12 protein-coding genes, 1 riboswitch and 1 other annotated feature are annotated in these 14,819 nt (G+C 30.6%); of the genes, 11 read left to right on the forward strand and 1 reads right to left on the reverse strand.

What is annotated here, in order from left to right; genetic code table 11:
* Positions 1 to 20 precede the first annotated feature (20 nt).
* The 11 genes from J2Z42_RS07890 (at position 21) to J2Z42_RS07940 (ending at position 13,844) form a co-directional block, all read left to right on the forward strand.
* Positions 21 to 1,130: an ABC transporter substrate-binding protein gene (locus tag J2Z42_RS07890; RefSeq protein ID WP_209702102.1), complete on the forward strand. Its 1,110-nt coding sequence runs from the start codon at positions 21 to 23 to the stop codon at positions 1,128 to 1,130.
* A 31-nt stretch (positions 1,131 to 1,161) separates the two neighbouring features.
* On the forward strand, positions 1,162 to 2,244 hold the full coding sequence (locus J2Z42_RS07895) for an ABC transporter substrate-binding protein (RefSeq protein ID WP_209702103.1): 1,083 nt from the start codon (positions 1,162 to 1,164) through the stop codon (positions 2,242 to 2,244).
* Between the two features lie 67 nt (positions 2,245 to 2,311).
* Positions 2,312 to 3,586: an O-acetylhomoserine aminocarboxypropyltransferase/cysteine synthase family protein gene (locus J2Z42_RS07900; protein WP_209702104.1), complete on the forward strand. Its 1,275-nt coding sequence runs from the start codon at positions 2,312 to 2,314 to the stop codon at positions 3,584 to 3,586.
* A 48-nt stretch (positions 3,587 to 3,634) separates the two neighbouring features.
* Entirely contained in the window at positions 3,635 to 4,597 is a 963-nt protein-coding gene (locus J2Z42_RS07905; RefSeq protein ID WP_209702105.1) for an alpha/beta fold hydrolase, read from the forward strand.
* A gap of 119 nt (positions 4,598 to 4,716) precedes the next feature.
* Positions 4,717 to 5,025, forward strand: a complete 309-nt coding sequence (locus J2Z42_RS07910; RefSeq protein WP_209702106.1) for a hypothetical protein — start codon at positions 4,717 to 4,719, stop codon at positions 5,023 to 5,025.
* Between the two features lie 661 nt (positions 5,026 to 5,686).
* Positions 5,687 to 5,918, forward strand: a binding site (T-box leader).
* Positions 5,919 to 5,957: 39 nt separating this feature from the next.
* A riboswitch (SAM riboswitch) is annotated at positions 5,958 to 6,068 on the forward strand.
* 212 nt (positions 6,069 to 6,280) lie between these two features.
* Complete coding sequence (locus tag J2Z42_RS07915) at positions 6,281 to 7,096, forward strand: ABC transporter permease (RefSeq protein WP_209702107.1); 816 nt, start codon at positions 6,281 to 6,283, stop codon at positions 7,094 to 7,096.
* A gap of 69 nt (positions 7,097 to 7,165) precedes the next feature.
* Entirely contained in the window at positions 7,166 to 7,894 is a 729-nt protein-coding gene (locus J2Z42_RS07920) for an ABC transporter ATP-binding protein (protein ID WP_439897320.1), read from the forward strand.
* A 38-nt stretch (positions 7,895 to 7,932) separates the two neighbouring features.
* Entirely contained in the window at positions 7,933 to 8,952 is a 1,020-nt protein-coding gene (locus tag J2Z42_RS07925; RefSeq protein WP_209702109.1) for an ABC transporter substrate-binding protein, read from the forward strand.
* Between the two features lie 28 nt (positions 8,953 to 8,980).
* On the forward strand, positions 8,981 to 10,444 hold the full coding sequence (locus tag J2Z42_RS07930; RefSeq protein WP_209702110.1) for an aryl-sulfate sulfotransferase: 1,464 nt from the start codon (positions 8,981 to 8,983) through the stop codon (positions 10,442 to 10,444).
* Between the two features lie 163 nt (positions 10,445 to 10,607).
* Positions 10,608 to 12,479, forward strand: coding sequence for a sigma-54-dependent Fis family transcriptional regulator (locus J2Z42_RS07935; RefSeq protein WP_209702111.1), 1,872 nt, complete (start codon positions 10,608 to 10,610; stop codon positions 12,477 to 12,479).
* A 309-nt stretch (positions 12,480 to 12,788) separates the two neighbouring features.
* Positions 12,789 to 13,844: an NAD(P)-dependent alcohol dehydrogenase gene (locus J2Z42_RS07940; protein WP_209702112.1), complete on the forward strand. Its 1,056-nt coding sequence runs from the start codon at positions 12,789 to 12,791 to the stop codon at positions 13,842 to 13,844.
* A 94-nt stretch (positions 13,845 to 13,938) separates the two neighbouring features.
* On the opposite strand, the gene J2Z42_RS07945 is transcribed toward J2Z42_RS07940, so the two are convergent.
* On the reverse strand, positions 13,939 to 14,703 hold the full coding sequence (locus tag J2Z42_RS07945; protein ID WP_209702113.1) for a DeoR/GlpR family DNA-binding transcription regulator: 765 nt from the start codon (positions 14,701 to 14,703) through the stop codon (positions 13,939 to 13,941).
* Between the last annotated feature and the right edge of the window lie 116 nt (positions 14,704 to 14,819).

Here is a 14,819-nt window from a genome sequence, read left to right on the forward strand (position 1 = left end):
GAATAGGGAGTGGATTAAATATGAGAAAATCTATAAAAAATTTTTTGTTGATAGCATTTTGTACAGCAACATCGATGTCAATACTTTCAGGATGTGGAAATACAAAATCAAACTTGAATCAGTCAAGCTCATCTAATTCATCTGAAATTTATGATAGTACCAAGCCGTACACAGGAAAATTTGTAAATGGCAAACTTACAAAACCATTTCATTTAAAAATGCAAACTCCTACAGGATTTACTGAAGAATCTATTATAGCAGATAAAAAAGGATTTTATAAAGAAGTAGGAATAATTCCTGAATTTACTGGTGTCTTGCCTCCTAATGTAAGTTTAGTGCAATCTATAGTTAAAGGCCAAAATGATGTCTTTACTTCAGGTCATATAACAACTATTGCTCAGGCACAACAAGCTGGTGCAAACCTCAAGGTTGTGCTTACAGGAAGTAGTGATAGCACTGATCCACGTAAAAATCACATGGTATGGTTTGTAAAAAGTAACAGTAATATTAAATCTGCAAAGGATTTAGTTGGGAAAACAATTGCAATGAGTGGTAAAGGTAGTTGTGCAGAACTTTGGAATTCAGAATTTTTACGACAAAATGGAGTCGATGTTAAAAAAACTAAAATCGTTGTTATGCCGGATCAACAACAAGAGCAAGCACTTAAACAGGGAAATATAGATGTAGCTATACTACATGCCCCATATAATATAAAAGCCAGGAATGATGGAGGATTAAAAGTTTTAACTACCAGTTATAATATTGCAGCTAAAGATGGTGATGGGCGTCTTAGTGGAGTTGGTGCTCGTGCATTTACTGAAGATTTTATAAAAAAATATCCTGATGTGGTAAAAGCATATATAGTAGCAACTATTAAATCACAACAATATATAAACAACCATTATGATGAGGCTTTAAAAACTGCTGGTGAGTTTTTAAAAATGGATACAAAAAATATGGGAGGTTTAACATATCCAGATCAAAAATGGGTTAAGCCAGAACAAATTAATTTTTGGATTAAGGTAGCTGAGGAAAACAAGTTGAGTGGATTTGAGGTACCTGGTAAAGTAAAAGCTTCAGATTTATATACTAATGACCTAAACCCTTATTATAAAGGTGAACTAAAGTAAAAAATAATGTGGAAAAGAGAGTGTATTTATTATGAATAGGTCAACAAAAAAATTTTTAATGTTAGTACTCAGCGTAGTAGTTGTGGTATCAACGTTTACAGGCTGTGGAAGTAAAAAATCAAGCGAATCTAATGTAAATGATAGTACTAAACCTTATACAGGTAAATTTGTAAATGGTAAATTAACTAAGCCATTTCATCTTAAAATTGAAACCCAAACTGGTTTTAATGAAGCTATTATAGCTGACAAAAAAGGATTTTTTAAACAGGTTGGAATAATTCCTGAGTATACTGGAGTTTTATCGCCTAATGTGAGCTTAGCACAGTCAGTAACTAAAGGCGACAATGATTTATTTGATTCAGGACATGTTGTAACAATTGCTTCAGCCAGAGATGCAGGAGCTAAACTTAAAATTGTGCTTACCAGTATGGTTGATAGTCCTGATTTTGATAAAACACATATGACCTGGTTTGTAAGAAGTAATTCAAATATCAAATCTGCAAAGGATTTAGTTGGTAAAACAATTGCTATGAGTGGTAGGGGCAGCTGTGCGGAACTTTGGAATGCAGAGTTTTTACGACAAAATGGAGTCGATGTTAAAAAAACCAAAATTGTTGTTATGAAGGATCAACAGCAGGAACAGGCACTTAAACAAGGTAATATAGACGTAGCTATTCTACATTCACCATATAATATGAAAATTAAAAATGATGGTGGTGCAAGAATTCTTACTACAAGTTATAAAATTGGTCAGAAAGCTGGAGATGGTCAAGCTAGTGGACTTGCAGTTCGTGCATTTAGTGAAAATTTTATAAAAAAGTATCCTGATGTGGTAAAAGCTTACATAGTAGCAGATCTTAAAGCACAGCAGTATATAGATAAAAATTATCAAGAATCATTAAAAATTGCTGCTGATTACTTAAAAATGAATATTAAAGATATGTCTGGTAATATATATCCAGATCAAAAATGGATTAAACCGGAGCAAATTAATTTTTGGATTAAAACAGCAGAAAAAAATAAGTTAACTAATTTTGAAGTACCTGGCAAAGTAAAGGCTTCAGACTTATATACAAATAGTTTAAATCCATATTATACAGGAGAACTAAAATAAGTGTACTTTTTATAAAATAAACATAAGTTTAAATTTGTGAAGAATATTTCGATCGGAGGATAATTTTATGAATAAGAAATTTGGAATAGGGACAAGATCAGTGCAATCTGGATATTATCCTGAATCAGGAGATCCAAGGGTAGTACCAATAGTACAGAGTACATCTTATAAATATGATACATTTGAAGAGGTAGGAGATGTTGCTGCTGCAAAAACTCCAGGATATTTGTATACAAGAATAGGAAATCCTACAGTTGCAGCTTTAGAAAAAAAATATGTGGAATTGGAGGGTGGAGTTGAAGCGATAGCAACTGCCTCCGGACAATCTGCTGTAGTGTATTCTATAATAAATATAGCTAATTCAGGTGACAGTATTATTGCAAGTTCTAAATTATATGGAGGAACTTATAATCTCTTTAATACAATTTTGCCTAAATTAGGCATTAAAGTATATTTTGTAGATCCAGGAGCTTCTAAAGAGGAGATATTATCTGCTGCTAAAGAAAATACAAAGCTTATATATGGAGAAACCATAGGAAATCCTGGTCTTGATGTACTTGATTTTGATAAATTCTCGTATATAGCAAAAAAATTAAATATACCATTTATTGTTGATAATACTATTGCTACACCTTATCTAACTAATCCATTTGAATATGGTGTCAATATTGTGGTGCATTCAACAACTAAATATTCAGATGGACATGCAGTGTCTTTAGGAGGAATAATTATTGATGGTGGTAATTTTAATTGGTCAAATGGAAAATTTCCTGATTATACAACTCCTACAGGTCCAACAGGCTTAATATTTGTAGATGAATTTAAAGAAAAAGCTTTTTCTGGCAAGTTAAGAGTAAATTTAGTTGAAGAATTTGGTGCAGCACCAGCTCCATTTAATGCATTTTTGACAAATCTTGGATTGGAAACTTTGCATTTAAGAATGGAGAGGCATTGTTCTAATGCATTAAGTTTAGCTAAATATCTTTCAAAACACCCTAAAGTTGAGTGGGTAAGATATCCATATTTAGAGTTAGATAAGGAATATGATAGAGCTAAAAAATATTTAAAGGGCGGTGCTAGTGGAATTTTAACCTTTGGTGTAAAGGGAGGTATTGAAGCAGCAAAAAAAGTAGGGAAGAGTCTAAAAGTAGCTTCTATAGTTGTTAATTTGGGCGATGTAAGGACATATGTGATTCATCCAGCAAGTACAACACATATTGCACTTACTGAAGAGCAGCAAAGAGCAGCTGGTGTAACACCTGAATTGATCAGAGTATCTGTTGGGATTGAGGATATTGAAGATATAATAGCGGATTTTGAGCAGGCACTGGACAAAATTTGATATTATATGTAAATTAGAAAATATATTTTTGGGGGTATATGTGTGTGCATGGGTGATATAGAATATAAATCTGAAACATTTTTTTATAAGGATCAACAGGGAGTGAAACTTTTTACACAAAAATGGTTTCCATGTGATAAATCTAAGATAAAAGGAGTTATACAGATAGCACATGGAATGGGAGAGACCACTAATTATTATAGAGAGTTTAGTGAGAATATGGTTAAAGCAGGATTTGCAGTATATATTAATGAAGCTCGTGGACATGGTAGAACGGCAGGAGACATAAGTGACTCATCTTATGCAGAAAATGCAGGATATATGGGCGATGATGGTATAACATGGATGGTTGAAGACATTAAATTATTAACCGATATTATAAAAATTGAGAATCCAGGAGTGCCAAATTTTCTTTTAGGACATAGTTTAGGTTCTGTTTTAGCTCAGATATATGCATATAAATATGGTAGTGAAATAAATGGAATTATATATTCTGGCACTACTGGACCAATTGATAGAAAAATAATAAAAAAATTAGTTAAAGTAGTGGAAAAAGAAGTCATTGAATCTGGAAGAAAAGCTCCGAGTATAGAAACTGCAAATTATTTTTTTAAACATTATAATGACAAATTTCAACCGGCAAAAACAGATTGTGATTGGTTAACTAGTGATTCTAATATGCTTGAGGATACATTAAGCTCTCCATATGCAGCAATAGATTATAAAGTTGGCTATTATGAAGATTTTATTAATGCCTTGAAGAATTTACATAGGGAAAGATTTATTAAAAAAATACCTAAAGAACTACCTGTATTTTCGATATCAGGGAGTGATGATCCTTTTGGAAATTATGGAGAAAGTATAAAGACACTATTTAAAATGTACAAAAAACTCGGAATTAAAGATACAACGTATAAAATATATGAAAGTGGAAGACATGAAATGTTAAGAGAAGTAAATAGATATGAAGTGATAGAAGATTTACAGCATTGGTTGTGTAATCATATTTAAAATAAAAATACAATTTGGCATTTTAACCGTATTTGTTATAATAGAAAGATGCAGTATTATATTAATAGGGAGTGTAAATGCTTCACGATAGAAGTTAAAAATTGAATGGGAGGGTTAAAATGTCAACATCTAAAAATATAGATATTGAAAAATTAAGCAGATATTTTGCATATTTTAAAGAAAAGGATATAGGAATAAGTATAGAAGGAACAAATAATAACCTACTATTCTATAACAAATCAATAATTTATATAAATAATGATGAAATTGTAATATATTCTAAAGAAGATATAGAAAAGTTAAATATGTTTACTATAAAGATTTCTAATATAAAAAGTTGGAGCAGGGATATGTGTGGTGGATTACAAGATATATTAATAATATCAGAAGAGGGATGCTATATACAAGTATACAATAAAGAAAAATAACTTTAATGAAATTTTCATTGAGATATTGTGCACTTGACATCAATATTTATTTTGATATAATAAAATCATATTAAGGAATGAAAATTATTATTTTATTGAGGGAGGTATTATTCATGTGCAGTTTAAGTGTAAATGGATTTATGGATAAAGATATGATACCTTCTTTAACTATGTGTATGGATAAAATTGAAAGTGATGATTTATGTTGTATGATGATGAATTGAATGTACTGCAGTAACGTTTATGTTTTTATATGAATGTTGTTGCAGTTTTTTTGTATTATAAATTGTGTAAAATAAATAACATATAAGGCCGACTGGATAAACTAGAGGCCAAAAAATTAAATATAAAATATATAATACACCCATTAACTAGACAAACTAGAGATAACCAACTAGATAAACTAGAGGCTAACTTTATGTAAAAGCAGAAATCTAATTGATCCTATTCAAATGTTAGTTTTATATCTAACATTTGGACATATTTCAATTAGGTTTTCTTTTTTATTAATATAAATTTTGTTTTTTTTTTGGGACATAATCAACTTTGGTATACTAAGACTAAGACATTATCATCTTTCGTTCATAATGACACAAACATTGATGAAATTTTTATTGACAAAATCTGATTAAGAAAGTATAATAAGCTCAACATAAAAATTATAAATACTATGAGTAAGAGAAGTATACTACAGAGTCTTTAAGAGAGAAATTTTGTTTGCTGTGAGAAATTTTAAGATAGAGTAGTAGAAATGCACTTATGAGTTCTTAAATTGAAATTAAGTAGGTTTATGCGGTAGCGTCCGTTAAAACGTTAAATAGATGAGTTATTGTAAATTAATTTATATTGCAATAAACAGAGTGGAACCGTGGAAGAGTACTTCTGCCTCTGTAGAGAGGTGAATGTGCTTTTTTTATGGTTAAAAAATCTAATTCTTATCAAGAGCGGTGGAGGGACTGGCCCTGTGAAACCCGACAACCGGCATTCTCATTTGAATGTATCGGTGTTAATTCCTACGGAATAAGTTTTCTGAAAGATAAGATAAAATGGTTATATGTGAATAAAGTCACTTTAGATACGGCCGTTTTTCTTGTTATAAGAAAATGGCCGTATTAATTTTTTATGTATTTTCAATAATTAAATATTATTTATAAAAAAACTAACTAAAAAGGAGTGTATGTAAAATATAAATTATACTTTTTACCAATGTAGTAAGAAGTGCAAAACTGTAATAATAAATAAGGAGGATTTGAATATGGAAACTGATAATAATATAGACAATAATAAAGTGATCAAATACAAAAAAAATAGATATTTTAAATTAACAAAAGAAATTGTCAATTATGTATTATTTCCTATTTTAATTTTAATTACATGGGAATTAATTAGTAAATTAAAAATAGTTCCATCTATATTACTTCCATCTATTGGAGACGTAATAAAATCATTTATTTCTCAGATAAAAAGTGGGCAATTAATAAACGATTTGACTACAAGTTTGATAAGGGTATTTAAAGGATACTTTATTGCCGTTATATTAGGCATAACTATGGGAATAATTATGGGAATTTCAGAGAAAACAAATAAATTTTTCACTATAGTTTTTAATGGAATAAGACAAATACCACCACTAGCATGGATACCACTTTTTATACTTTGGTTTGGAATAGGAGAAACTTCAAAAGTTATTATGATAGCAATAGGTGCTTTTTTCTCTATTTTGCTTAATACTATAAATGGTATTAAGAATACCCCAAAGCAATATCTTGAAGTGGCAAAATTATATAAGATAAAGAAAATAGATTTATTTAAAAAGGTGTATCTTCCTTCTGCTGTTCCATCTATATTTGTTGGACTTAGGCTTGGAGCAGGGTCTTCATGGATGTCAGTAGTAGCAGCTGAAATGATAGCTTCAAGTTCAGGTATAGGATATAGAATAAATGATGCAAGAAGTTTAATGCAGCCTGATGTTGTAATAGTTGGAATTATAGTAATAGGTACAGTTGGAATTTTGATGGATACTCTTCTTAGAAGAATTGCACATTTTGCATCCAGATGGGAAAGATTTTAATAATGGGAGGTATACATTTTGGAAAAGAATATCGAAGATTTAGTTATAAAAAATTTAGATAAAAGTTATATGGTGAACTATAAAGAAATAGAAATTCTTAGAAATATCAATATACATATTAAAAAAGGAGAATTTATAAGTATTGTTGGACATAGTGGATGTGGAAAGAGTACATTGCTTAAAATTATAGCAGGGCTTGAGAAACATAATTCTGGATCTGTAACTTTAGGAGGCAAAGAGATAAGTGAACCTGGTACAAAAATTGGAATGGTATTTCAAGACCATAGACTTTTGCCATGGCTTACAATTAAAGACAATATATCATTTGGACTATATGATATTTCTAATGATGAAAAGGAAAAGCTTGTATTAGATCATATTGAACTAGTTGGATTAAAGGGATTTGAAAATGCATATCCACATCAATTATCTGGAGGAATGGCGCAGAGAGCTGCTATTGCAAGAGCATTGGTTCATAAACCGGAAGTTTTGCTTTTAGATGAACCCTTCGGTGCATTAGATGCACTTACAAGAATACAGATGCAAAGAGAAATCTTAAAAATTTGGGAAAAAGAGAAAACCACTATGATATTGGTTACCCATGATATTGATGAAGCCATATATTTAGGAGATAGAGTTGTAATAATGTCTTCAAGACCTGGAAAAATAAAGAACATTTTACCTGTTGAAATTGACAGACCTAGAGATAGAAATAGTCATAATTTTTCTGTGCTTAGAAAACAGATATTCAATGAATTCTTTGTAGAAAATAATATTGAACCAGATTATGTAATTTAGCATAGTTAAAATTTATATAAAAAATGGAGGATAAACAAATGAAAAAAAAGTTATTATCAGTAATTTTTGCAGTTTTTTTTACCTTTTCACTTACAGCATGCTCTCAAAGCGGTGGAAATTCGAGTAATTCATCTACTAATAGTGGAAAGAAAGTTGTTAGGATAGGATATCCTGGAAGCCAGTATTCCCTAAGTGGAGCAGCTGCTATAGCTCAGCAAAAAAAGTTTTTTGAAGAACAATTAAAAAAGATAGGATATACTGTGGAATATGATCCTTTTTCAGGACAAGGTCCGGCAGTAAATGAAGCACTTACTAGTAATAAAATAGATATTGCAGTATATGCAGATTTTCCTGGAGTTGTATTAAAGTCAAAAGGTGTACAAACAGACTTGATTGGAATAAGCCAAAATAAAATTTATTCTACTGTGGTTGTACAAAACAATTCTAAAATAAAGACAGTAAAAGATCTTAAGGGCAAAAAAATAGGATTTACCAAGGGAACGTATATGCAGAAGTTTTTGCTTGAAATATTAAGTAAAAATGGCCTTTCAGATAAAGATGTTCAACTTGTAAATGTTACTACAGATGCAGAATCTTCACTTGTTTCAGGTAACTTAGATGCACTTGTACTTACAGATGATCAAGCACTTCAATTGACTTCTGTTAAAAAAGTAGCAAGAAATATTGTAAGTTCAAGACAGTATCCAGAAATGAGTGCTCAAAGTATTGTAGTTGCTTTAGATAGTTATGCTAAGCAAAATCCGAAAGTACCTGTTGCTATAGATAAGGCATTAATTGAAGCTAGAAATTATTTTAAATCAAACCCAGAAGATAGTTATAAATTGTTAACTAAAGCTGGATTAAGTCTAGAGGCTGTAAAACAGGAGTATAGTGGTGAAGCACCTAATTTTGATGTGTTAAAAACAGAAATAAATCAGGATACAATAAAGAGACTGGATGCAACGCAAAAGTTCTTGTTAGATAACAATTTGATAACAAATAAGTTTAGCACTTCTAGTTGGGTAGATAAATCATATTATGAGAAGGCTTTAAAATAATTATAAATTATGAATGGAGAGGATAATTATGGGGTACCCAAGCGTTTATCCAACGGGGGTTACAATATACAATCCTAAAAAATGTTGGAGTGGTTATACTATTTTTCAAGCAAAAGATACAGGAGCATTATTAATTGATATGAATGGCCAGGAGGTTCAGCTGTGGAAGAATCTCCATGGATTTCCTAATAAAATACTACCAGGTGGGTATGTTATAGGAAGTACAGGAGAAAGGGATTCAAGATACGGATTTCAAGATATGACTGATCTTGTACAGGTAGATTGGGATGGAAATATAGTTTGGAAGTTTAATAGACATGAATATATAGAAGATCCAGGACAAAAACCAAAGTGGATGGCAAGACAACATCATGATTATCAAAGAGAAGGAAATCCAGTAGGATATTATGTTCCTGGCATGGAACCAAAAGTTGATAGTGGAAATACTCTCATTTTATGTCACGAAAATGTGGAAAACAATAGAATATCCGATAGAATGTTATTGGACGACAAAATTATTGAAGTTAACTGGGATGGAGAGATTATATGGAAATGGAATGCCAGTGACCATTTTGATGAATTTGGTTTTGACGAGGCAGCCAAGAATATATTATATCGCAATCCAAATATTAGGACAGCAGGCGGTGGTGTAGGAGATTGGCTCCATATAAATTCTATATCATTGATAGGACCTAACAGGTGGTTTGATGATGGAGATGAAAGATTTAATCCGGATAATATTATTTTGGACAGTAGGGAAGCTAATATTCTGGCTATTATAGACAAAAAGACAGGAAAAATCGTATGGAAAATAGGACCACATTATGATACAAGTGAAGAACTTATTAATTTAGGTTGGATAATAGGACAACATAATGTACATATGATACCTAGGGGACTTCCAGGAGAAGGAAACATACTTGTATTTGATAACGGAGGATGGGGAGGATATGGTGTTCCAAATCCTGGTTCTACAAGTGGAAATAGAAATGCTTTGAGGGATTATTCAAGAGTCATTGAATTTGATCCTATAACTTTAAAAATAGTATGGCAGTATACTCCTAAAGAAGCTGGTTTTATAATTCCTCTGGATGCTGCAAGATTTTATAGTCCATTTATAAGCAATGCCCAACGTCTGCCAAATGGAAATACTCTTATAACAGAAGGATCTGATGGACGTATTATAGAGGTTACTAAAGATCATGAAATAGTATGGGAGTATATAAGCCCATATGATGGCAATGATTCTGTTAAAATGAATATGGTCTATAGGTCATATAGAGTACCATATGACTGGATACCTCAACTTGATAAACCTATAGAGAAACCTATAGAAAAACTTGATAAAAATAAATTTAGAGTACCAGGAGCTGCTGGATCTGGGCGCAAAAATGAAACAACTGTAGCAGAAACTGAAGAATATGAAGGAAAAACTTCAAATTTTTGTGTTATAACTGATGATGAATTAAAAAAGGAAAATAAACTAGACTAAGATATAATTATAGAAGTTGTGTTAAGGCGTGTTATTTAGTTAAGATTAATCTCACGCCTTATTTTTATATATTTGAATGCTATAATTGATATTATATTGATGCAATTAAATTTAAATTATGTACTGTCAATTCTCAATTTCCAACTGAACAAGGGGTGATATAATGATAAATTTATTAGATAGCAAAGATATAATAAAAAAATCGCAGGAAAGATGCGGAAAAGAATATTCAATTCCTAAAGAGAGAATATTTCCAACTAAAAATTTAAATGAACATCAATTAAGAGAATTGAGTTCTGAAAATGTGGAGCTTATAGAAGTGGCAAAACCATTCATGAAGATACTTTATGATTTTTTAAGAGGTTCTGGATTTTTTCTGGACCTTACAGATAAAGATGGGATTATACTCGTTGTTATAGGGGATAAAGATGTAGTAGAAGAAGCAAGAAAGATGAAAATGATAGAAGGTGCTGACATGAGTGAAAAAAGCACCGGTACTAATGCAATTGGTACAGCTATTTATGAAGACATGGCAATACAGATGGCAGGAAAGGAACACTACATAAATGCGTATCATATCTGGACTTGCTCTGCTGATACAATACATGATAAAGAAGGGAATATAATTGGTTGTCTTAATCTGACTGGAAAATATCAGCTTGTACATCCTCATACTTTAGGGCTCGTGGTAGCTGCAGTTAAATCTATAGAAAATCACATAGAAGTACAAAAATCTCAAAATGAACTTGTTCAGGCATATCAATATCTTAATACTATAATAAACTCCATGGATATGGGAATTATTACAATAAATTCTATAGGAAATATAAAATCAATAAATAATCTAGCTTGTAAAATGCTTGAAATTGATCAACAATGTGCCATAAATGAAAATATAATAGATTTAATAGATGGATGGAAGGATATAGATAGTGAAATAAATGACTTTACTATATACATAAAAAATAAAAGATATAATTTAAATGTTTATCCTATAAAAGATAGACATCAATGTATAAGTGGAATGGTAATAGCACTCAAAGACATACAGAAGGTATTTAATATGGTAAACAAGTATACTGGCATGAGGGCAAAATACAATTTCTCAGATATAATTGGTGAAAGTAGTTGTATGGTTAAAGTTAAAGAATATGCTGAAAGTATTGCAGATAGTCCATCTACAGTATTAATTCAAGGAGAGAGTGGGACTGGAAAAGAACTTATTGCACAGGCTATTCATAATAGCAGTGAAAGAAGAAATTATGGATTTGTAGCAATAAATTGTGGTGCTATACCTAAAAATTTAATTGAGAGCGAATTATTTGGATATGAAGAAGGAACTTTTACAGGTGCGAAAAAAGGAGGACAAATAGGAAAATTTGAACTTGCAAACAACGGAACTATATTTTTGGATGAAATAGGTGAAATGCCACTTTATATGCAGGTAAATTTGCTTAGAGTACTTCAGGAGGGCTGCATAACAAGAATTGGAGGAAGGAAATATATAAAAATAAATTCAAGGATTATTGCTGCTACCAATAAAGATCTTAAAGAAGAGATTAAGAAAGGCAATTTTAGAGAGGATTTATACTATAGATTGTGTGTTATTCCAATATATGTACCACCATTAAGACAGAGAAAAGAAGATATAAGTTTATTAATAGATTATTTTTTGAGATTAAAATCTTCTAAACTCAAAAAGTCTGTTCCGGATATAAAATCAGATTTATATAATAAAATGTTGAATTATGATTGGCCGGGAAATGTAAGAGAATTAGAAAATTGTATTGAAAATATAGTTAATATGAATGGAGATATATCCTTTAATTTTGATAAAAATATTTTGAATAGTTCCGAAAAAAACAGTATTACTGGACATGAGTATAATATGTGTTCCTTAAGTCAGTGGGAGAAAATAGCTATTTTAGATTGTATTAAGAAGTGTGATAAAAATTTATCTAAAGCGGCTAAAATATTAAATATAAATAGAACTACATTGTATAATAAAATAAATAAATACGGTATAAAAATTTAAAAAAAGATTAATTGTTTAAATAATATACAATGTTTAAAAATACAACAGCTATTATAGAAAAAGTGTTGACTTTTTAAACAAATATTTTAAATGGTATAATTATATATGTTTTATTTTTAACAGATTTATTATAATATGCAGTAATTATTTATAGCGTATTAAGCATTGATATTGCTGATATGTATTAAATAAATAAGTGTATTGATTTGGTCGACATTCATAAATATTTTTAAATTTGGCATAGATATTGCTATTTAAATAACACTGTAAGGAATGTTAATTAAATAACAATTATTAGGAGTGATATTTATGAAGGGTTTTGCAATGCTTGGCATTAATAAAGTGGGTTGGATTGAAAAGGATAAACCAAGTTTTGGGCCTTATGATGCATTGATTCATCCATTAGCTGTATCTCCATGTACTTCAGATATACATACAGTTTTTGAAGGTGCTCTTGGTGAAAGAGAAAATATGATTTTAGGACATGAGGCAGTTGGTGAAGTAGCTGCTGTAGGAAGTGAAGTTAAAGATTTTAAGGTAGGAGATAGGGTTGTAGTTCCATGTACAACGCCTGATTGGGAATCTCTAGATGTTCAGAGAGGATTTCCACAGCATTCTGGTGGAATGCTTGCAGGATGGAAATTTTCGAATTTCAAGGATGGAGTTTTTGCAGATTATTTTCATGTTAATGAAGCGGATGCAAATCTTGCAATTTTGCCGGATGAAATTTCACCAGAAGTAGCAGTAATGATTACTGATATGGTAACTACAGGAATACACGGAGCAGAGCTTGCAGAGATTGAAACTGGATGCAGCGTAGTTGTTATAGGAATTGGTGCTGTAGGACTTATGGCAATTGCTGGTGCAAAGCTTCATGGTGCAGGAAGAATAATAGGAGTTGGAAGTAGACCGGTATGTGTAGAAGCTGCTAAATTTTATGGAGCAAATGACATTGTTAATTATAAAAATGGCGATATAGTTGAACAGGTAATGGAACTTACTTCAGGAAAAGGCGTTGACCGTGTAATAATGGCAGGTGGAGGAACAAACACATTAGGACAGGCAATAAGAATGGTTAAGCCAGGTGGAATAGTTTCAAATGTAAACTATCATGGCAGTGGAAATCTTGAAATACCAAGAGTGGAATGGGGATGCGGAATGGCTCATAAAACCATAAAAGGTGGTTTGTGTCCAGGCGGAAGAGTTAGAATGGAAAGGCTTATAGATCTTGTTATATATAATAAACTAGATCCAAGCAAGTTAGTTACGCACGTATACCATGGCTTTGATCATATTGAAGAATCCTTATTACTTATGAAAAACAAGCCAAAAGACTTAATTAAACCTGTAATTGTTGTAGATTAAGAGAAAATAATAAGTTTTTATGTTAAATGGGGTAAAACCTTGTGCCAGTTTATATATTTAAATTGGTGCAAGGTTTTAATTAAAGTTCTGACATTTAATCCTCTTTTCTTGATATGATTAAATTTACTTTATTTTTTTCAATGGATTCAATATATTCATTAGGTGGAGTTTTATCTGTTATTAAATAGTCTACATCGCTTAAATTACAATAGGTTATTAAAGAGCAGATATCAAATTTTGAATAATCAGCTAATAAAAATACCTCATTACTTTTTTTAACAGCTGTTTTTTTGATTTCTCCCTCAAGTGGAGAGGAATTTGTGATTCCATTAGTCAGTGATATACCTGTAGCGGCCATAAATGACTTATTTATATTATAATTTTTAAGTAAATTTAATGAATCTATCCCCGCAAAAGAATTAGTTTTTCTAACTAAAGTACCACCAGTAGAAATTATATTCAAATTATCATATTTGATGGAATTGGTAATAAAAATTAAATTGTTGGTTATTATAGTTAGATTATTTTTATCCTTTAAAAAATCTGCCATATTTACTGTAGTTGTACCAGAATCTATAAATATTATATCCCCATCGTTAACAAAACTGGAAGCAGTTTTAGCTATTAAATTTTTAGGATAACTATTTTTTATTTGTCTTTCATTAAAAGGTACTAACGAATTGGAACTAGTAGATACTCCTCCATATACTTTCTTTATATTGCCTCTTTCGACTAATTCTTGTATATCTCTTCTTATAGTGTTTTTAGAAACTTTAAAGACATCAGTTAGTTTATCAAGAGTTACAGTATTGTTGTCTAAAATATATTCCTCTATTTGATTTATTCTTTTTGATTTCATAAGATCCCTCCTCTTGGTAAAAAAGTATATTCGGAAACCCTTAGGCCTCCATTTATCTTAATCCCGAAGGGTGCTTTTTGATTATTCCCCCCAGAATTTCAAACAAAAACTAAAAT

It is taken from the genome of Clostridium algifaecis (assembly GCF_017874415.1).
Lineage (GTDB): Bacteria > Bacillota > Clostridia > Clostridiales > Clostridiaceae > Clostridium_B > Clostridium_B algifaecis.